The sequence below is a fragment of the Stenotrophomonas sp. GD03794 genome, assembly GCF_029842145.1.
GTDB classification, from domain to species: Bacteria; Pseudomonadota; Gammaproteobacteria; order Xanthomonadales; family Xanthomonadaceae; genus Stenotrophomonas; species Stenotrophomonas riyadhensis.
In genome coordinates, this window is sequence record NZ_JAOCFV010000006.1 from 11,834 (window position 1) to 28,464 (window position 16,631).

Consider the following 16,631-nt stretch of genomic DNA (forward strand, 5'->3'; position numbering starts at 1 on the left):
GAACTCACCCGCACCCCTCACCCATTGGCAGAAGGCTCATCCAACAGCCGGTACAGCGTCCGTCGATCGATCCGGAACCGCTTGCAGAGGGAACGAACGGATTCCTGTCGCTCCAACCCTTTCCGGATTTCGCCCACAGGGTATTGGGCTGCCTGGAGGCTAGCCGGAATGTACAGATCCTGTGCTGGATACTCCTCGACCAGGTAGGCCACGACCGCCGCCACCACGTCGCGGATTTCGTCGCTGTCGCAGCGAAGGCGAAGCGCCGCCCCAATGGTCAGCTCATCCGTCAGCTCGTTGATACGGATGCGCTGGCGAATAGTGTTCCGGCTCACCACTGCCTCCGGAACTGCTGCGCAGACGTGGAGCGAACCTTCCTCGGCGGGAGGGATGTTTCACGGGAATCGGATTCTTCGACCGGCGAGACGGTTTCCCCGCTCGTTTCGCGTGGAACGTCGTCCAATGGCGTGACCGAGGACAACAAGCGCTGCTCCACCAGATCCCAATCCGCTCGGGTAAAGCGATTCAAACGTACCTCCGGGTGATGCGTCGCTGCATAGGCGTACACCCAAGTGTCCAGCGGTTCATTGCGGGTCACTCTCTTCTCAAATCGATTCTTCACCGGGTTGTAGACCTCCGAAACCAATCCAGGAAAGAACTCCTCCGGAAGCTGATCGCTGAAATGCACCATCCGCATCGCCACCGCGCGCTCGGCGTCGGCCGAGAGCCTGCTGTAGAGGTAGTGCTTCGCATTGACCGTGCCCACATGGTGAATGACGATGCCGCGCTTGTCGGTTTTCCCCTTCCAGGTCACGTCAACCAACTTCCCTTTTGATAGTACCGGGGCGTTATTTGGCACGGCACCAAAGATGCACATCGGCCGCGTGACACGTCGCTGACGGACGTAGTTCTTGACCGCTTCGGTCCGGTGGCCACCGGCGTCAATAGCGACCGCCATCGCGCGCAGCAGCACACCATCCTCTCGCTCAATGGCGCGATTGAGCAGGTCCGTCAGAGCAACCCACACGGCTTCCTCCGCCGGGTCACCCTGAAGTTCCACGTAGTCCAAGGTCCAAGCGGTCATGCCACGCCCCCAGCCAACGGTGTGAACCGCAAGGCGGCCGTCTTGGGTATCGACACCCACGGTGATTGCCAGCACCCCAGGTGGAGCCAGGCGCAAGGCATAGGGCTCAGCACGATCCTTGATCACGTTGTGTTTGACCGCGCGCATCGACGGGTCTTCCCAGGTCTCGGCAAGCCGGTCATTCACGAAGGTTTTGAGGGAAGCAGGATCACCCTGTGCCTCCAACCACTCCTTTACCAAGTCCAACCACCGCGGCCCCAGACCGAACTGGTAGTACAGGCAGTTGATGGTGTAGCCGCGAATGGGCGAATCAGGGTTGGCCGCGACCCAGCGCCCGTTGGCGATCATCTCGGTCTTGAAGTGTTCCTCGATGGCGACACCACACTCGCAGCACGCATACCACGCGTGGCTCTTGTCGGGCGACCACACCAGACCGCTCCATTGCAGAGCCTGGTAGTGACCACAGTGGGGGCACGGAACGTGGTACCGGCGCTGATCGCTCTTGTCGTACAGCTTGGCAATACGGCTGAGTCCGGCGATGCCAGGGGTGCTGATGTACTGGCGCTTGTACGTCGTTGGGAACGAGGACGTGCGGCCATCAAGCATCTTGACCGGATCGTCACCCGTGGACAGCTGCTGCGGCGCCTCATCGATCTCATCCACCTGCAGGTACTTCACCGTCGAGGACTTCAGGCGCTGCGGGCTGCCCATGTGCTCCACGAACAGCTGGCCGCCGGCGAAATCCTTGAACGTGCGCTGGTTCGCGCTGTCGCGGCTGGCGGTGCTGGTCAGCGCCTTCTTCACCGCTGCGCACACCTCGATCATCGGATTGAGCTTCTGGGCGATCCATTTGTTCATGGACACCTCACCCGGCAGCGCATACATCATCGGGCCGGGCGCGTAGTCCATCCAGTAGGCCATGGCATTGGTCGCCAGCTGGCTCTTGCCGAACTGGATCGGGAACATGCAGACCTGGTCATGCACCGGGCTACGGGCGGACATGTTGTCCATCGGCTCGCGCAGCGGCGGGTTGCGGTCCGTCACCCAGCGCCCGGGCTTGCTGCCGCTCTTGGTGGAAAGGCGCATGTGCTCATCGCACCACTGCGACACGCTCATGGGCCGCCGCGGCTGCAGCGAGCGCGCCAACACCGATGCCAGGCAGTGCTGTGCCTGCATCATTCCGAAGCCTCCGCCGCCTTGGCTGCCAGCGTGCGGAAGCCCTGGCTGAGCTCTTCCAGGGCGTGGCTCACCTCATCCCAGACCAAACGCCGGCACCCAGCCTCATCCAGTGTCGCGGCGAGCTGCGGCGCCAGCGTATCGGCGAGGCGCTCCATCGCTCCCCGGAACATCGTTGCGTGCTCAGCCAGGAATGCCTCCACGTCCGCGCGCGGCAGCAGCAACCCCAGCTCCTTTTGCAGCGCGATGTGGGCCATGTGCGCGTCGGTCTCCGCCTTGTCGGCGAGCGCCTTGGCCTTGCGCGCGGAATCCGGGGTTTGGGGGCGGCCGGCGCGTGAGGGCCTGGCATCGTCGTCATCGCCGTCCTCTTCATCGTCTTCGATTTCGGCGTCGACGGCGTTGGCACCCTCCACGCTCCCCACCAGCGGGCTGCCACGCTCATCTGCGTGTCGCTGGGCGACACCGGCATAGACCGGGTCAGCGGTACGAGCGTAGAGCTCCAGGGAGGCGGTCTTCAGGAATCCTTTGCCGCCGGCCCCCACCACTACCCTACCCTTCTTCCTCAGCTCGACCACGTAGGACGGCCTGCAGCCGATCAGGGAGGCCAGCTCTTTGCCAGTGATCGTCACGTCTTCCTCAGCCATTACTACCCCCACTCCATTTCCTTCGAAGATCGTTAAAGCGGAAAAACGCGCGCGCGCGAGCATGTGCGGGCTGTGCGGCGGTGTGTGCGGGACGCCATTGGCGCCGAATCGCTGTGGCACAAGGCGTGTGCGTCGCGTGCGGGATGTGCGGTCACCTACATACGCACGCGAGACGCATCCTGATGAGGTAGCCCTATACCCGTTCGCGCCCGCGCCCGCCCATGTATGCCGATGCCCGCACGTCCCGCACATGCCTACTGCGACGGGCGATTCACGGAAATCCCGTGCCCGCACATATGCCCGCACATCCCGCACACTCCGCACATTGATGGGCATAGTGATCACGCACGCCCCTTGTAGTCAGAGAACATGCGGCGGAAGGACACGACCTGGTCTCCAAGCCACGCCGCCTCTGTCTGCCCGTCAGGCACGGTGCAGTTGCCAAGCATCAGGAAGCCGTGTGGCCCGTTCACGCTCTGCTCGATCTGGTAGCGCTTCCGGGCCCGGTCGGGGTGGATGATCTGGCGTTTGCGTACCAGCGCATTGATGAATTTTGGTGAGGGCGCAGGACGTGGCAGGCCCTCCCGCGCGCACCAGACCTTGTAGACCTCGTACCACTCCTTCGAGAGCGCCGGCATCGGCTTGAGCCCAGGAATGTCATCGCCGTAGAGCTCGTCCAGGAACCGTTGCGGGCTGTCTTGGCTCAGGCCAATCAGCTCCTCTTTCGCCTGGGTCATCGGCGGGTTGGTGCCATTGGTGAAGCCGGTCAGATCCACCTGCAGCAGATAATGGTGCAGCGCTGCCGTCGCGCCATTGCGGATGTCCGCCAGAACCTCGGTGTAGAACTCTTGACTGAGCTTGTCCGGCGTCCAGATCACCGCGTGGCGCCGGTCATCCTCCTCCAGCACGACAGGCATCGCCTCGTTGGAGAGGAACACCAGGTTTGCGTGGTTGTCTTCCTCGTAGGCCTGGATGTTCTTCGGGTTGATGCGGATGCGTTCACCCGTGATCAACGCCTTCAGCTTGTTCTTGAGGTGGTACACCTCGGTGCGTGCAACCACCTCGTCGGCCAGCAGGAAAAGTTTGCGACTCGCCCAGTCGTTGAATTTGTCTTCCAGCGCCGCTTGGTCAAGGACCCGTCCGTACTCCCCGTAGAGCTTCATGTACTCATCAAAGAACATGTTCTTTCCGGTGCCCTGCGGACCATGAATGACGATGGTCGATTTCATCTTGGCACCAGGATGCTGCAACGGGTAGGCAAGCCACTTGACCACCCAGTCGTACAGCGCCTTCTGGTTGGCTTCGTTGCCGCACATGTGCCAGAGCAGCTGCAGCAGGCGCTCGCAGTTGCCCTCCTGCGGCACGGTTGGCCAGCCAGCAAACAGATTGCAGGTAACGCCCGGCTTCTCTCCCGACGGATCAAAGTCCACCTCAGAAACCCGCACTATGGACCTATCCGAATGCTCCATCCACGCCCGGTGCAACTCCTTGCGCACGCAGGCATCGCGCATGTCGCCCAGCGCAACCAGCATGTGTTCCTTGTGGTCGAAAACAGTACCGCCCTGCCCATAGACCAGCGCGAACCGCTCAAGCAACTCGCCGAGAGCGTGGATAGGAGTCAGGCGGTCTTTCCCCGCGCCCCCGTTGCTGGTGATGGAAGGCGCGCGTTTTTCTGCTGGCACCCTCCAGGACAGCTCCGTGAGACGGGCCTCGACCTGCGCCCGCACGACATGCAGGCCCTCTTGGGCGTGCAGATCGTTGAAGTCGCTGATCTTTCGGCCGCTGTCGATGAAGCGCTCACGCCTGGCCGGCTCATCGGCGAAGAGCGGATGCAGCACCGCGCCGCCCACGTCCAGCGCTGCGGCCTCGGCACCGAGCAGGCCGGCATTCGACGCGCCATGCGGCTGCGCGCACGACGGGCAGAACTGCGGATGGTCGGCCAGCACCAGGCGGCTCTTGCAATGCCGGCACTTCTGCAGCACGTCGTCGTCAGCGCACAGCAGCATCTTGATGCCGCGATAGCGCTTCGCCAGAGCCGAGGCGACGGCCAGCATGTTGCCAGCATCGAACGCCACGGCCACCGGGTAGCCCGTCGCCATGTGCAGCGTGGCCGCAGTCGCATAGCCCTCTGCCACCAGCAGGATCCACTGCGGGCTTCCGCCGATCAGGTGAAAGTGGCCCTTCTTGACCATACCGGCCGGCCAGTATTCCTTGGCTGGCTTGCGCCCTGCCGCCGCCAGCTTCGCGCTGCGCAGCACCTGCAGGCCGTGCACCTGGCCGTTGACGTCCAGCAGCGGGACAAGTGCGGCGCCCGTGGTGCCATAGCGCAGACCGAAACCCTGCACGCCCTTGCTGACCAGGTAGTCGGCCTCGCCAACAGCGTTGGCCTTGGCCCAGGCCGACGAGGCCCGTTCTGCCGCCCGCTTCGCCTGTGACTGGCGAGCGAACTCGGCCCTGCGACGATCCTCGGCCAGCCGGTTGCGCAGCGCTTCGCGTTGTTCTTCGGAGAAGGTCTTGTCGCGCTTGCGCAGATCGACCTTGGTCGCGCCATTTTCGTTGCCGTGCCAGACACCGTACGTGCCGACGACCAGGACCTCCCCGGCCGACGTGTTCAGCTCGTGGAGCGCATACCAGCCGCGGCGCTCGCGTGAGCCTTCGACGCGGCAGCGGACCATACGCCCGGTGGTGTCCAGATCGGTGACCAGCAGGCCGGCAGACTGCAGCTGCTGCAGCACATCCCCATAGTTCTCAGACATTCAGTAGTTTCCCGAGCCGCTATCTACCCAGGAAATGCGCGTCCGAATACCCGCGTTCGTCAGATCCAGGGAGGACCCATCGCTGGTATCGCGAATAGCTCGCAATGCCACGGCGGATTCAGTAGCACGGGCAGCACGCGGCCTTTCACAAGCCACCCGGGGGGATGGGGCCAGATCAATGCTTGCTTGGTACATCAGGGTTCCCCAAAGGCAGGCTGTGCTGCCGGTTGTCTTGCTGCTCTTGTCGCTGGCGGATGCGCTCGCGCTCTGCCAAAGCTTCTTCACCAACCAACCCAGGCACCGCATCAGTCAGCGCCAGGGCTGCAAGTTCCATCGCTTGCCGCGCAGACGCGCTGGCTATGCCACGCCGTCGATATCGGGATCGATGGGCGTGGTGGGTTGCCACGTCAGTCCTCCATCCCCTGTTGACCAGCAGCACGGCAAGCGTTTCGCTCCAGTCGGTAGCAGAGCCGGCGAACCTCGCGCGACAGGTCCTGGATTCGATCCGCCTCGGGAACGGTCAGGCGCTGATCGGCTATCGCATCGATGCCCGCACCGGCCAATGCCCCGGTCAGCTTGTGCAGCTCCAGCAGCTTTGACTGGATCGCCGCCAGCTCGTCGGGCCAACCGCCCAGGGGCGGCGGGGGCACGTAGTCGACCATCAGGTCGTACTGCCCTGCGAGGGAGCACACCCAGTCGGTCGCAATCCCCTGCGTACCAACGAACAGCTGCAGGTAGTCCGTCAGGATCTCGGCCATCTCCATGGAGATCGACTCACCATCGATACCCCGAAGCTTCTTCCGCAGCGTCTCGGCCGATATCGATTTGCCTCGGCGCCTGCTGATATGCGCGGCCGCATCCTGTAGACCACCAGGGGCGCGGGCCACCGCGTTGTGCAGCGCATCCCGCCAGTACAGGTCAGAGCGGAGGCAGGTCACGTTGCCCCCTGAAGTGCGCCATCGATCATCGTGGGAAGGCGGGCGGCGCTCGGCGCATCATTGGCGCCATGGCAGAGATCATCAGCTTCCCGCAGCGAATGCGCTTCACCGCAATCCGCACGTACTCCGCCGTTTCGGGTTGCGGCGGTGTGGTCGCGGTGCTGTTCGCACCGGCGAGCCTGGCTCTCGTAGGCCGGGGACTTCATACCGTTTCAGCCGGCCAGATGTCGGGGCGGATTGCCGCCAATGCCAACGGCTCGCACCCCAACGAATTGCCGATCTCAACCGACGCCAGCTGAATCTTTCGCGCCAAGCTCGGACTGGGCTTCTTGTTCCTCCATCCAGTTGCGCACTGCCACAGGTAGCCCTCAGAACTGCCGGTCATGGCAGCGAGGCGCCGCTTACGTTCGGGATCCGAAATGAAGGTGAGTAGGTCCATAGGGCCAGTATTTAGCCCGCAGCTATATGACATTGTCAACCTGATGGCGAAACAACCGTGTTTAGCTACTAGCTACGCTTCCGGTATGGATGCCATCACCGCCAGACACATCAACCTTCAGGCCCTGGTCGCCACACTCAAACCCCAACTGGGGACGCAGAAGGCGATCGCCATCCATCTGGATATGGCCCCCTCTTACCTCAACCAGCTTCTGAGCGGAAAGAAATTAGGGGATGACGCCGCGCGCAAGATCGAGCGCGCAGCCGGGTTATCACATGGCTGGCTGGACCAACCAAGGTCCGACGACGCTGCTGCAGGTGCGGCTGCTGCCGGTTCTCAGGATCTGCGAATCGACCCTGAGATCATCGCCTCCGCGATCAGGCTCGTTAGGCTCACGTTCGCCAACCTCGGGATTGATGACTTCAGCAATGAAGAAGACGGTACGCCACTGGCTTACGCCTACGAGTACCTCTATCACCGAGGTGAGGCGACGGTAACACCCGATAACCTGATCGACTTCAGCAAGGCTCTTGCGCAAAGGCTCAGGGAGAAGGATGGAGAACCAGAAGAAGGAACCCCCGGCCGCCGGGACACTCGAAGCATTGGCCCAGGTGATCGCCCAGCGCGTCGCAAGGCGTGATGGGCAAAAGCCCAAGCTGCGATTGGTCGAAGCCCCCAGGCCATCAACCGTCGATAATGTTACGCGAGACAGCATACTCCGTCGTATCCGCTGGCTCCGCGATCACTACAACCTCGGCTGCCTGATCGATCAGGCAACGTTCAACACGCCAGGAATCGACTGCCTTGAAAACGATGCACTAGTGCGTCTGCATCGGGAAATGGAAGCCGCCAGGGAGTGTTGCATGGATGGCGTTCCTTTGGATGAAGCTGGCTTCATCAGAGACGTTTCCATCCAGGACACCTGGATCTGAACCAAGGCAAGTGGGCGCGCTAAGCGCCCACTCCTATGGCGTGCCGGCACCCGAGTATTTTTCCCGCGTGGCGCGCTCACGTTCACTACGAGCTTCACCACATCGCCTCCTGGCTTCGGCCATCTGGCTGTCGGCCGAAATCCTTTCCGCTGTCTGGGCCTGCTGCAGGCTCGCAATCTGAGAGCGTATCCCAGACGCGTACGTGGCGCCTGCAAGGTTATTCATTGCGGTAGCCAGTTCACGGTTTAGAGCGGAGATCTGGCGTGACATATCCCGGCCCCGCGCGTTGACCGGGCCGTAGATCCTGCTTTGCTCCGAAGACAGGCAGTTGCGTTCGGCTATGCCGGCATCCGCAAGCTCAGTCGTTTGATACACCGCCGCGCGATTGGCAGCCTCGCCCGAACTCTCCGTGGAAGCTCGGTTAGGACGCAGCTTCATCGGCGCTGCGCCTGCGGAACAAGGGGCTTGCGAGTAGACCGTCTCCCCGTTTGCCCCCTTGCACTTGAACACCTCTGCCGAAACCCAAGGCGAAACCGCAAGCGCAACCCCTAGCACCACCAACCTGCTCAACATTGCAGCCTCCCTGGCCCCTGTATGCGTGGGAATTATCGGGCGTGCCCATCCCTTTTTCAGCATCACACGACAAATTTAGCCGACAGCTATTGCAATGCAAATTTAGCTATGGGATAAATTCTCTCGCCGGCCAATGACCGGCGGGCGACCGGCGGGTCGCCACCCTGTCGGCCTCTCCCTGGCCGGCAGCAGCTGCCCCCTCGGCCAGTGACCCGCCGGTGCCCTCCTTCGACCAGGAGCGCGCCATGTCTCATCGCTACGCCGATCCAAGCCCCTGCCTGCTGCCGTTGTTGGCCGTGAAGGCCCTGCGGGCAGTGGCAGCACGCGATCACAGCACCGCCCGGACCCTGTGGGTTCGCAGCAAGGGCGAACACAGCCGCAACCAGCTGCGCCGCTCCCGGCGCATGGGTGTCGCCAGCCTCCGCCTGGAAGCCTGCTCACGGGACATGTCGGCCGAGGTGCGGGCATGAGCGCGCCGACTGAACTTCAGACACTGACTGCGCAGTCCCATGAACTGCGCAGCCAGCTGCTGGCGCTACGTGCAGAACGAAGCGCTGAACCCCACGTCAGGGCGTGCCTTTCGGCACAGTCCAGCCTTGCATCTCTTCGCTCAGCGCAAATCGCAAGTCTTCGTGCGTCATCGACCGCACCTGCGCTGGTGTCCAGTTGTGCTTCTGGATCAAGAAGTAGTGCACAGCATCGATGCCATCGAGATCGTTCTTCCAACCTTGGCGAGCAGCAAGGCCATCCCCAAACACCTCCAGGAAGTAGCTCAGGCTGCCCTGAACCTCATACATCTTCTTCCGCGCCTCATTGCGCTGATTCCGGATCTGTTCCTGCTGCGGATCCTTCGTGCTCATGTCGCCCTCCTTGCGGGCTGTGTTGTTGGCACATCCAGCCTACCGCAAGGGGGGCGGCGCCTACCTCGCCGCACGCACCGTCCCACGACCAGGAAGGGGGTGCCCCGTGAGCCGCCGTCTCCGACTCGCCTGGGCAGCTGTCGCGCTGTTGGCCGCGGTTGTCGTACCGCTGCGCATCGCTGAGATCAACCAGGCGAACGCCGACCGTGATGCGGCCAAGGCGCGCTGGACGCTCAGCACTTCGGTGAGGGGCTGACCATGCGCCAGACCGCTCGCCCGCTTCCCGACTCAGTGCCCCTGTGCGCGCCCGGCCATCGACCGCAACTCGTCGTGACCGAAGGCGCCCCGACCGGCCATCGCCTGGGCGCGCCCTGCCCGCCGCTGCTGCACATCGAATGCCATCGGTGTGGCCTCGCCACGCGTCCGGTACCGATGGAAAAGGCCGCGCTGGCCGAGCTGCGCTGGACCGATCCGAGCCTTGTCCACCTGCGCATCCCGATCTCCCTGCTCGCCCGCCATCGCGGGGAAGTCCTGGCCGAGATCGCCGCCGCTTCCCCTTGCACGTCCATCGCTGCCTGACCAGGAGAACTGCCCATGGCCGCTCCACTGAAACCGAAGGAAAAAGCCGCGTTGCTCGCAGCGCATGGCGCTTCCGACCTCACCCTCCACCGCACCGCCAACGGATTCGCGCCCCGCAACCGCCCCGAGAAGCTGTTCACGCGCCGCGTCATGAACTGGCTGGATGAGCGCGTGCTGATCCGCTACGACGATCCGCAGCTGCCGCGCAAGGCGACATTGACCGCCTCTGGCATCGCCGCAGCCGAGGCCGAGATCGCCAAGGCACGCGACCTGGCGCTGACGGCATGAGCGTGCAGACCACGCTGCCTGTGGAGCAGCAATTCGCCACCGGCCATCAGGGCGAGTCGCTCGTCCTGATGGTGTGCCAGGGCTGGCTCTGGGCCGGCCTTTACACCGCCGCGCCGCGCGAGTCGCTCCTGAAGGTCGCCGCTAGCGCCAGCCGGAGCGTGGGGGTATCGCACCACTCGCTCACCCTCGGCGGCGTCTCCTTTTCCCTCAACCGACTTGCCGCACAGGCCGCGCACCGCTGGCTCGACCGCCAGGGCGTGCGTGTTCGTTCGATCTCCCCCAACAACCGCGCTACGCGCCGCACGCGAGGAATCGCCGCATGAACCGCTCTGTTGTCATCTACGGGCCGCAACGCTGCGGCAAGACCTCTAACGCGCAGGAGCTGCGCGCACACTTCGGCCTGCAGGAGGTGCTGGACGACTGGGACGGCCACACCGCGTATCCACTGGAGGGCACGCTCGTCCTGACCAACAATCCGCACGCAATCGCGCACCATTCGTCGCGCGTCCTCGATCATGGCTCCGCGATGCGCGACATGTGCACGGCAGCCCATGAGATCGACTGAGGCCTGCATGAGCAGCGAATCGCACACAGCTACTGTCATCGAGCCCGGCAGGCCGGGTAGCACCTATTCCGATGGCCCGGTATGGCACGCCTTCGGCCTCAGTCGTGCTGCCTACCTGGTGCTGCCGCGCCGCACCTTGCAATCCATGCCCTTGGACTGGCAAGCGCGTTTTGTCGCGCTGATCCAGGAGGCGCGCCGGACATTGCCTGATGAGGCTTTCCCTCAGTACCAAGCTATCCGGCTCAAAGACGGGCAGTACGCAGCCGATCCCAACTGCCGCTACCGCCGCATGCCGCCGTTTCCCCACCGCCCTACCGAAGACGCGCCCGCCAGATGCGATGCGCCGCTGGCCGGCGCTTTCGTGAACACCTTCACTCAATTCGATCAGGCCACCCAATGACCGCGAATCTCACGATTCTTCCAACAAACTGCCCCGTTCTGCGCGAGGCATTCGAAACGATCAGTGCGATCGCTGTCGAAGCTGTGTGGCTGCCCAACCAGGCGAAGGCCATCACGCTCGCCCAAGCCCAAACCGCGCTGCGCGACCTGCATCACCGCCTGCCTCGCTTGCAGGATCTGCGCGTGTTCGAAGCCCCCGTAGCCGCGTATTTCTCGACGCTGCGTAGCAGCCTGCAGGACGGCGACACGCCGCTCTGCGATACCACCCGTGCCCGGCTGGCGCAGGCGACTGAATTGCTGGAGCTGGTCAGGAATCAGACTCGCACCGTGGTCGATCCGGCCGACCCATGGCGCGGCCTGTACCACCCCAGTCGCCTCCCGGCGCGCAACGCCGACGGCGAGATCCCGTGCCATCCGGATGTGCCGATGTGGGCTGACGGTCGCGAGGTGTCGCTGCGGCCGTTGTTCCTCGCACAGGGATTCGACCTGCAGGTGACGTTTGGCGATTTCACCGACGAAGCCGTGGAGACCGGCGACCACCGTTACTGGGACGAGATGCGCGCGTGGCAGCCCATTGGCCCCGGCGCAGATTGGCGCCTGGTGTGGCTAGGTGATACCGAAGATGGCCCAGCAGCATGGTTCGTGCGGCCGCTGGCAATCGCTGCAATGAACTGGCCTATCGCTGCCCCTACCCTGGCGAACGCGCAGCCCGGTGGGAGGGTGAGGCTGGGGGATCGCCCAAAGGATGGCGAGGTCCGCGTCGAAGTCTCGGGCTTAACCGGCAGCGGAAAGAGCGCCATTGCTGGCGAGATCGAGATCCTGTGCAAAGCACTTGGCCTGGAAGTCGAGTGGGTCAACGGCGATGAGGAAAAGCGCGTGACCCACGCCGACTGGATCGGTGCGTTGGAAATGTACAAGCCCAGAGTGGTGATCGTAGAGCAGAACATTCCGCGCGCCGCCCTCTCCGCCCAGCCCTCCCCGGGTGGTCAGGGGGATGCGCGCTCACTCGCTGAGCACATCACCGACCACCTGTGCCACCACGAATACGACATTGGCGGTCGCCCGGAGCTGCTGGCTTGCGTAGTTGACGCCCTCGCCGCCCGCCAGCCGGTGGGGGAGCCGGATCATCTTCGTGGCACCACGGAAATGATCGCCCCGCCCGCGCAGGCCGTGGACCTGCCCTACTCGCTCGATGCCGACCCGGCAGGTATCCGCGCCCGCGTGTGCGACGTGATCACCGGCACGTTGATGGTCGGCGCGCAGGGCCACACGCCGCCGCCGGCCGGTCACTGGGCTGAGCCGCTCTGGCAGGCTGCGCTCGCGGACGCCGCCTTGCAGGTGAAGATGCGTGAAGCACTGTGGGCCGCAGCAAGGTCACTGAGGACGATTGCGGACTCGACCAAGGAAACCGAGTTCCTTGAAACCGCCAGTGAGATCAGGGCCTATGCCAACAGCCGCGCGAATTGCGCCGAGCAGGCATTGACGGACAGCCAGGCGGTGGGCAAATGAGCCGCGCTCCTGTCGTCTACCGAACCATGCGCTGCTCGATCCCCGAGGGTAGCGAGGTGGTGCTGCATGTGCCCGAGCATATCGGCGTCGAGTCTCTGGACATGGCAGCCGAATGCATCGCGCTGCAGATGCGCATCTTCAAGCGGCACGCCGAGATGGCTCAGCCTGCCACGACGCAGGAGCCCGAAGCCCATGGCTGACCAGCTGCTCACCGCTGCAATGGTCCACGTGTTCCACCAGCGCGAACGCGTGATGCATCGGGAGATCGGAATGGATCTCGCAGAGCGCGTCATCCTAGACCTGCTGGAAAGCGGCTGGTCGCGCCAGTCGCTGCGGAAGCACGAGGCGGCCGGGCCGACCCCGTGCGGCACTGCCTTCTACCTGATGCGGGATGGCGGCATCGCCGTTGCCTACTTCCCTATTGCCGAGTTCACTGACGCTAACGGCCGCGGGCTTTTCTTCCCCATCTGCGACTTCTTCCCGCCGGTCCACAAGTCTGCGCACGGCAACGTCGAGAGCCTGGAGCCTTTCAGAGTGGGCGATCAGGTTATCTCGATGGACCGCGATCTGGATGGCTCGTGGCACTACGACGATGAAGTTCGGGCCAGCGAGTGGCACCTTCTGATTCCCGTTTTCACGGTCGTCGCCGTGCGGCCGCATGTCGGGCACCACACACAGTTCGGCGGCAGGGACTACTACCAGGTGAAGATCAAGGACCGCGTGGGCGGTGGTGGTGGCTTCCACGACCTTGTGCCCATCGCCGGCAGACCGTGGCAGATGCGTGGCGAGGGAGAGTGCCTGATCCGCGTAAGGCCGTCGCCCTTGGCCATCGCCGCCCCTCAGCCGGCCGCGCCGGCCCAACTGGATCTGTTCGCATGACCGCACCACTGCCCATTTCCCCGACCACGGCTGTCGAGGCCACCAAGGCATCGTCGCCCGTTGCCGCGGTTGTCTCTGCCATGCGTCATGTCGATCCGGCCACCGCAGTTGAAGGCCGCGAGGTGCGTGCTTGGGCTGACACCCTGCTGAAAGCGCTCTACACCGCACAGCCAGTGCGCTGGGAGTACCGCCACAAGGACGATCACCGGCCAGGCTGCTGGATGCAGGCCGACGCAGGGCACGTCTACGCTGCCCACCAGCGTGGCCTCGTTGTCCGCGCCCTGTTCGAGACGCCGCGCGTAATCCAGCCAGAGAAGGTCCACGACTTCCAGCGGCGCGTGTGCACACGCTGCGGAATGAGCGAGGACTGGGCGGGGCCGGATTGTTTCCCGCCTGACAACAAGCCCGACCCTCGCAAGCTGCTGCCTGTCGACCCGAGCTGGCTCCTTGAGCCGCTGAAGTGGATCCGCGATGCCGGTCCCGCGCCGGTCAGCACACACGAACGCCGCCGCAGGGCCACCGAAGCCACCTTCCTTATCGAAAAGCTCGAAGCCCACATCGAGGAGTGCAACAAGCCATGACCCAGGAACATATCAGCCACCCGGAAGGGTTGCCGAACTGCGCCGCCGGCCACCGCGCGCGCCACATCCACGACAAGCGCTGTGCGTCCGCCGGTGGCGGCCACCTGGTCGAGTGCGCCTGCAGGTCGACCAGCAAGCATGCTGATCCCGATGCGGCCATTGCTGCCTGGCGCAGGCTCAACCGCCCCGCGCGCAGCGCGCGGCCGTCGCCAGCGCCGGCAGTCGCCGACAACGTGGTGCAGTTCAAACTGGGCTTGGCCGAACAATCGCAGCAACAGCGCGCGATAGGGGGTCGCCATGGGCGCAGCTGAAAAGATCGAAGAACCGCCGACTATCGGTGCCGTGATCTTTGAAGGGATCACGGTCACCGACGGCGAGGGCCGACCGGCCCAGCTCGCTGTGATCGACAGCCGCGGCAATGTCATCGCTGCCGGTCCCGAAGTGGCACGGGCCGCATGGTCAGCAGCGGTTGAGGCTTATCGCAATCACTTGCGGGGGCACGGGCACCTGCGTGCAATCAAGCACCCATAACCCCAAAGGCTCTGCGGCTTCGCTAATCATTCCCGGTCAAGGTGTAGACCAACTGACCAGAATGAGTCCAGTAGCCCTCGTTAACAAGGACATTGATGGCTGGGCTCACCATACGTTCCTGCCTGGGGTTCAAGCGCGTACGCATCTCCGTACGATAGACCTTGAAGTCGAATGTTCGCGAAGACTGCAGAAGCATGTAATTTTTGAGGTCTGCAATTACATCCTCGACTAGATCCTTGTCAGTGCCCAAGTAAAGATCGCGCTCCCCCTTTTCCGTGAGCGTGTAGTTGGAGCCATCGCGCGCCAGGGAACCGGCCTCGTAGAGCGTTTCCAGAACACTCACAACCGAATCCCGGGAAGGGCGCACTGGAAAGCCCACCCCGTGAACCACGTCATCCACATTGACTTTTCCGCCCTTGTCGACGCCTTTCCGCTCCAACCACTCTACGACGTGGCTGTACAGCTTTGCCGGGTTCGATGGGTTCATCCTTGCTCCGCATGTTGTTATGAACACAGCAAGTCTAACGCGCCCAAAGTCTATTTCAGACCTCTTTCGGGCAGCCAAGGCTGACGAAGCCGACTTTGGGGTTCAGCTGGGACATGGAATCGCGGGACTCTGGGGGCCTGGGCCCCTGCCGCCATGGCAGGGGTTCCTGGGGGCCGGGGCCTGAAAGGGCGCCAGTATACCGGGGTTGGCAGCCGCCCTCTGAACGCCCAGTCGCCCGATCACGCACAGCCGCTGACACCGCGCTAACCCGCGCAGCACCGACAATGCAGTCCTGTTCCCCGCAACGAGGTAGATGACGATGGCCGAGTGGATCACCCTGGATACGCATCACGGCCCGGTACGGGCCTGGCAGGCCCTGCCGGAAGGTACCCCGCGTGGCGGGCTGGTGGTGGTGCAGGAGATCTTCGGCGCCAACCCGCACATCCGCAGCGTGGCCGAGCGCTTCGCCGCCGAGGGCTACGCGGTGCTGGCGCCGTCGTTCTTCGACCTGATCGACGGCCCCGATGCCGACCCCGACGCCCTCCCCTACAGCCCCGAGGGCGTGAAGGACGGCCTGGAACGGGTCGCCGCACTGGGCATGGAGAAGGCACTGGAAGTGGTCCGCGCCGCGGCAACCCGACTGGCTCCCTACGGCAAGGTCGGCACGGTCGGCTACTGCTGGGGCGGTACCGTGGCGATGCTGTCGGCAGTGCGGCTGGGCCTGCCCTCGGTCAGCTACTACGGTGCGCGCAACGTGCAGTTCCTCGATGAGGCGCCCAAGGCCCCGGTGATCTTCCACTTCGGCGCCCAGGACAAGAGCATCCCACCGGAGGCGGTCCAGGCCCACCGCGAGAAGCTGCCGCAGATGGCCACCTTCGTCTATCCGGCCGATCACGCCTTCAACCGCGAGGTCGGACATGCGTATGATCCAGACAGCGCTACCCTGGCGCTGCAACGCACCCTGGACTTCTTCTCGGAGCATCTTGGATGAGCGAATTCGAACTCGATTCACGCCTGGCCACCGATAGCGTGCTGGTGGCCGAAGGACCGTTGTCGCAAGTGCGGCTGATGAACGACGAACGATTCCCCTGGCTGGTGCTGGTACCGCGCCTGGCCGGGGTGACCGAGTGGATCGAGCTGGACGGCGAGCAGCAGGACAAGCTGCGCACCGAGCTCAACCGCGCCTGCAAGGCCCTGAAGGGCTCCGACGGGGTTGAAAAGATCAACATCGGGGCGCTGGGCAACATCGTGCGCCAATTGCATTTCCACGTGATCGGCCGCCATGACGGCGATCCGGCCTGGCCGGGCCCGGTCTGGGGCAGCGGGCCCGCCCACCGCTACGAGCCGGCCGCGCTGGACCAGCATGTCGCCTACTGGAAGGAAAGGCTAGGATATCCGGCCCACTCCTGAG

At 64.0% G+C, this 16,631-nt stretch carries 27 protein-coding genes; 18 read left to right on the top strand and 9 right to left on the bottom strand.

The genetic code is table 11. From position 1 onward, the window contains the following. Positions 1-17 precede the first annotated feature (17 nt). The 6 genes from N5D91_RS05125 to N5D91_RS05150 all read right to left on the bottom strand — a co-directional run bounded on the left by N5D91_RS05125 (position 18) and on the right by N5D91_RS05150 (position 6,598). Positions 18-335, bottom strand: coding sequence for a hypothetical protein (locus N5D91_RS05125; protein ID WP_219629384.1), 318 nt, complete (start codon positions 333-335; stop codon positions 18-20). Then, positions 332-2,263, bottom strand: coding sequence for a phage terminase large subunit family protein (locus tag N5D91_RS05130; protein ID WP_180847311.1), 1,932 nt, complete (start codon positions 2,261-2,263; stop codon positions 332-334). The genes N5D91_RS05125 and N5D91_RS05130 overlap by 4 nt, the downstream gene beginning before the upstream one ends. Continuing rightward, positions 2,260-2,904 (bottom strand): hypothetical protein, encoded by a 645-nt coding sequence (locus tag N5D91_RS05135; RefSeq protein ID WP_279907061.1) that lies wholly within the window; start codon positions 2,902-2,904, stop codon positions 2,260-2,262. Before N5D91_RS05135 ends, N5D91_RS05130 begins: the two co-directional genes overlap by 4 nt. Positions 2,905-3,245: 341 nt before the next feature. Next, positions 3,246-5,660, bottom strand: coding sequence for a DUF5906 domain-containing protein (locus N5D91_RS05140; RefSeq protein ID WP_279907062.1), 2,415 nt, complete (start codon positions 5,658-5,660; stop codon positions 3,246-3,248). Positions 5,661-5,835: 175 nt separating this feature from the next. Continuing rightward, positions 5,836-5,994, bottom strand: a complete 159-nt coding sequence (locus tag N5D91_RS05145; RefSeq protein ID WP_219629383.1) for a hypothetical protein — start codon at positions 5,992-5,994, stop codon at positions 5,836-5,838. A 73-nt stretch (positions 5,995-6,067) separates the two neighbouring features. Continuing rightward, positions 6,068-6,598: a hypothetical protein gene (locus N5D91_RS05150; protein ID WP_180847308.1), complete on the bottom strand. Its 531-nt coding sequence runs from the start codon at positions 6,596-6,598 to the stop codon at positions 6,068-6,070. A gap of 68 nt (positions 6,599-6,666) precedes the next feature. On the opposite strand from N5D91_RS05150, the gene N5D91_RS05155 reads away from it, so the two are divergent. From N5D91_RS05155 to N5D91_RS05165, 3 genes are all read left to right on the top strand, one after another. Next, positions 6,667-6,897, top strand: a complete 231-nt coding sequence (locus N5D91_RS05155; RefSeq protein ID WP_279907063.1) for a hypothetical protein — start codon at positions 6,667-6,669, stop codon at positions 6,895-6,897. A 225-nt stretch (positions 6,898-7,122) separates the two neighbouring features. Continuing rightward, entirely contained in the window at positions 7,123-7,677 is a 555-nt protein-coding gene (locus N5D91_RS05160; RefSeq protein ID WP_279907064.1) for a hypothetical protein, read from the top strand. Then, positions 7,649-7,969, top strand: a complete 321-nt coding sequence (locus tag N5D91_RS05165; protein WP_279907065.1) for a hypothetical protein — start codon at positions 7,649-7,651, stop codon at positions 7,967-7,969. The genes N5D91_RS05160 and N5D91_RS05165 overlap by 29 nt, the downstream gene beginning before the upstream one ends. Positions 7,970-8,002: 33 nt before the next feature. Here N5D91_RS05165 and N5D91_RS05170 read toward each other — a convergent pair whose 3' ends face one another. Continuing rightward, positions 8,003-8,605, bottom strand: a complete 603-nt coding sequence (locus N5D91_RS05170) for a DUF4124 domain-containing protein (protein WP_343238090.1) — start codon at positions 8,603-8,605, stop codon at positions 8,003-8,005. Positions 8,606-8,787: 182 nt separating this feature from the next. On the opposite strand from N5D91_RS05170, the gene N5D91_RS05175 reads away from it, so the two are divergent. After that, complete coding sequence (locus tag N5D91_RS05175) at positions 8,788-9,012, top strand: hypothetical protein (RefSeq protein ID WP_049400533.1); 225 nt, start codon at positions 8,788-8,790, stop codon at positions 9,010-9,012. A gap of 96 nt (positions 9,013-9,108) precedes the next feature. Here the strand turns inward: N5D91_RS05175 and N5D91_RS05180 are convergent, their stop codons facing one another. Further along, positions 9,109-9,402 (bottom strand): hypothetical protein, encoded by a 294-nt coding sequence (locus N5D91_RS05180; RefSeq protein WP_279907067.1) that lies wholly within the window; start codon positions 9,400-9,402, stop codon positions 9,109-9,111. Positions 9,403-9,508: 106 nt separating this feature from the next. Here N5D91_RS05180 and N5D91_RS05185 point away from each other — a divergent pair, with 106 nt between their 5' ends. The 12 genes from N5D91_RS05185 (at position 9,509) to N5D91_RS05240 (ending at position 14,733) form a co-directional block, all read left to right on the top strand. Beyond that, entirely contained in the window at positions 9,509-9,658 is a 150-nt protein-coding gene (locus tag N5D91_RS05185) for a hypothetical protein (RefSeq protein ID WP_153856539.1), read from the top strand. A gap of 74 nt (positions 9,659-9,732) precedes the next feature. After that, entirely contained in the window at positions 9,733-9,981 is a 249-nt protein-coding gene (locus N5D91_RS05190; protein WP_279907068.1) for a hypothetical protein, read from the top strand. 15 nt (positions 9,982-9,996) lie between these two features. Beyond that, positions 9,997-10,269: a hypothetical protein gene (locus tag N5D91_RS05195; protein WP_180860010.1), complete on the top strand. Its 273-nt coding sequence runs from the start codon at positions 9,997-9,999 to the stop codon at positions 10,267-10,269. Next, positions 10,266-10,592 carry a hypothetical protein gene (locus N5D91_RS05200; protein ID WP_180860007.1) on the top strand — a complete coding sequence of 109 codons (327 nt, stop codon included), beginning with the start codon at positions 10,266-10,268 and terminating at the stop codon, positions 10,590-10,592. Before N5D91_RS05195 ends, N5D91_RS05200 begins: the two co-directional genes overlap by 4 nt. Continuing rightward, positions 10,589-10,834, top strand: coding sequence for a hypothetical protein (locus N5D91_RS05205; RefSeq protein WP_180847299.1), 246 nt, complete (start codon positions 10,589-10,591; stop codon positions 10,832-10,834). The genes N5D91_RS05200 and N5D91_RS05205 overlap by 4 nt, the downstream gene beginning before the upstream one ends. Before the next feature lie 7 nt (positions 10,835-10,841). Then, positions 10,842-11,234: a hypothetical protein gene (locus tag N5D91_RS05210; protein WP_279907069.1), complete on the top strand. Its 393-nt coding sequence runs from the start codon at positions 10,842-10,844 to the stop codon at positions 11,232-11,234. Then, complete coding sequence (locus tag N5D91_RS05215; protein WP_279907070.1) at positions 11,231-12,742, top strand: hypothetical protein; 1,512 nt, start codon at positions 11,231-11,233, stop codon at positions 12,740-12,742. Before N5D91_RS05210 ends, N5D91_RS05215 begins: the two co-directional genes overlap by 4 nt. Then, a complete protein-coding gene (locus N5D91_RS05220) occupies positions 12,739-12,942 on the top strand; it encodes a hypothetical protein (RefSeq protein WP_279907071.1) in 204 nt (67 codons plus the stop codon). The genes N5D91_RS05215 and N5D91_RS05220 overlap by 4 nt, the downstream gene beginning before the upstream one ends. Further along, positions 12,935-13,621: a hypothetical protein gene (locus N5D91_RS05225; protein ID WP_279907072.1), complete on the top strand. Its 687-nt coding sequence runs from the start codon at positions 12,935-12,937 to the stop codon at positions 13,619-13,621. The genes N5D91_RS05220 and N5D91_RS05225 overlap by 8 nt, the downstream gene beginning before the upstream one ends. Continuing rightward, entirely contained in the window at positions 13,618-14,202 is a 585-nt protein-coding gene (locus N5D91_RS05230) for a hypothetical protein (RefSeq protein WP_279907073.1), read from the top strand. The genes N5D91_RS05225 and N5D91_RS05230 overlap by 4 nt, the downstream gene beginning before the upstream one ends. After that, the gene (locus N5D91_RS05235) at positions 14,199-14,513 is read left to right on the top strand and encodes a hypothetical protein (protein WP_279907074.1); all 315 of its coding nucleotides are present in this window, start codon (positions 14,199-14,201) and stop codon (positions 14,511-14,513) included. The genes N5D91_RS05230 and N5D91_RS05235 overlap by 4 nt, the downstream gene beginning before the upstream one ends. Continuing rightward, positions 14,500-14,733 carry a hypothetical protein gene (locus tag N5D91_RS05240; protein WP_279907075.1) on the top strand — a complete coding sequence of 78 codons (234 nt, stop codon included), beginning with the start codon at positions 14,500-14,502 and terminating at the stop codon, positions 14,731-14,733. Before N5D91_RS05235 ends, N5D91_RS05240 begins: the two co-directional genes overlap by 14 nt. A 22-nt stretch (positions 14,734-14,755) precedes the next feature. Here N5D91_RS05240 and N5D91_RS05245 read toward each other — a convergent pair whose 3' ends face one another. Next, positions 14,756-15,220 carry a hypothetical protein gene (locus N5D91_RS05245; protein ID WP_279907076.1) on the bottom strand — a complete coding sequence of 155 codons (465 nt, stop codon included), beginning with the start codon at positions 15,218-15,220 and terminating at the stop codon, positions 14,756-14,758. 319 nt (positions 15,221-15,539) lie between these two features. Between N5D91_RS05245 and N5D91_RS05250 the strand changes: the two genes are divergently transcribed. Together N5D91_RS05250 and N5D91_RS05255 are read left to right on the top strand one after the other, a co-directional pair. Further along, a complete protein-coding gene (locus tag N5D91_RS05250; protein WP_180853796.1) occupies positions 15,540-16,211 on the top strand; it encodes a dienelactone hydrolase family protein in 672 nt (223 codons plus the stop codon). Then, positions 16,208-16,630 carry an HIT family protein gene (locus tag N5D91_RS05255; protein WP_110713023.1) on the top strand — a complete coding sequence of 141 codons (423 nt, stop codon included), beginning with the start codon at positions 16,208-16,210 and terminating at the stop codon, positions 16,628-16,630. The genes N5D91_RS05250 and N5D91_RS05255 overlap by 4 nt, the downstream gene beginning before the upstream one ends. Position 16,631: the final 1 nt, after the last annotated feature.

Coding starts and splice junctions, on each gene's coding strand:
- N5D91_RS05130 (WP_180847311.1), bottom strand. CDS start 2,263: ATGATGCAGGCACAGCACTGCCTGGCATCGGTGTTGGCGCGCTCGCTG.
- N5D91_RS05135 (WP_279907061.1), bottom strand. CDS start 2,904: ATGGCTGAGGAAGACGTGACGATCACTGGCAAAGAGCTGGCCTCCCTG.
- N5D91_RS05140 (WP_279907062.1), bottom strand. CDS start 5,660: ATGTCTGAGAACTATGGGGATGTGCTGCAGCAGCTGCAGTCTGCCGGC.
- N5D91_RS05145 (WP_219629383.1), bottom strand. CDS start 5,994: ATGGAACTTGCAGCCCTGGCGCTGACTGATGCGGTGCCTGGGTTGGTT.
- N5D91_RS05155 (WP_279907063.1), top strand. CDS start 6,667: ATGGCAGAGATCATCAGCTTCCCGCAGCGAATGCGCTTCACCGCAATC.
- N5D91_RS05160 (WP_279907064.1), top strand. CDS start 7,123: ATGGATGCCATCACCGCCAGACACATCAACCTTCAGGCCCTGGTCGCC.
- N5D91_RS05170 (WP_343238090.1), bottom strand. CDS start 8,605: ATGCTGAAAAAGGGATGGGCACGCCCGATAATTCCCACGCATACAGGG.
- N5D91_RS05175 (WP_049400533.1), top strand. CDS start 8,788: ATGTCTCATCGCTACGCCGATCCAAGCCCCTGCCTGCTGCCGTTGTTG.
- N5D91_RS05180 (WP_279907067.1), bottom strand. CDS start 9,402: ATGAGCACGAAGGATCCGCAGCAGGAACAGATCCGGAATCAGCGCAAT.
- N5D91_RS05195 (WP_180860010.1), top strand. CDS start 9,997: ATGGCCGCTCCACTGAAACCGAAGGAAAAAGCCGCGTTGCTCGCAGCG.
- N5D91_RS05200 (WP_180860007.1), top strand. CDS start 10,266: ATGAGCGTGCAGACCACGCTGCCTGTGGAGCAGCAATTCGCCACCGGC.
- N5D91_RS05205 (WP_180847299.1), top strand. CDS start 10,589: ATGAACCGCTCTGTTGTCATCTACGGGCCGCAACGCTGCGGCAAGACC.
- N5D91_RS05210 (WP_279907069.1), top strand. CDS start 10,842: ATGAGCAGCGAATCGCACACAGCTACTGTCATCGAGCCCGGCAGGCCG.
- N5D91_RS05215 (WP_279907070.1), top strand. CDS start 11,231: ATGACCGCGAATCTCACGATTCTTCCAACAAACTGCCCCGTTCTGCGC.
- N5D91_RS05220 (WP_279907071.1), top strand. CDS start 12,739: ATGAGCCGCGCTCCTGTCGTCTACCGAACCATGCGCTGCTCGATCCCC.
- N5D91_RS05225 (WP_279907072.1), top strand. CDS start 12,935: ATGGCTGACCAGCTGCTCACCGCTGCAATGGTCCACGTGTTCCACCAG.
- N5D91_RS05230 (WP_279907073.1), top strand. CDS start 13,618: ATGACCGCACCACTGCCCATTTCCCCGACCACGGCTGTCGAGGCCACC.
- N5D91_RS05235 (WP_279907074.1), top strand. CDS start 14,199: ATGACCCAGGAACATATCAGCCACCCGGAAGGGTTGCCGAACTGCGCC.
- N5D91_RS05240 (WP_279907075.1), top strand. CDS start 14,500: ATGGGCGCAGCTGAAAAGATCGAAGAACCGCCGACTATCGGTGCCGTG.
- N5D91_RS05245 (WP_279907076.1), bottom strand. CDS start 15,220: ATGAACCCATCGAACCCGGCAAAGCTGTACAGCCACGTCGTAGAGTGG.
- N5D91_RS05250 (WP_180853796.1), top strand. CDS start 15,540: ATGGCCGAGTGGATCACCCTGGATACGCATCACGGCCCGGTACGGGCC.
- N5D91_RS05255 (WP_110713023.1), top strand. CDS start 16,208: ATGAGCGAATTCGAACTCGATTCACGCCTGGCCACCGATAGCGTGCTG.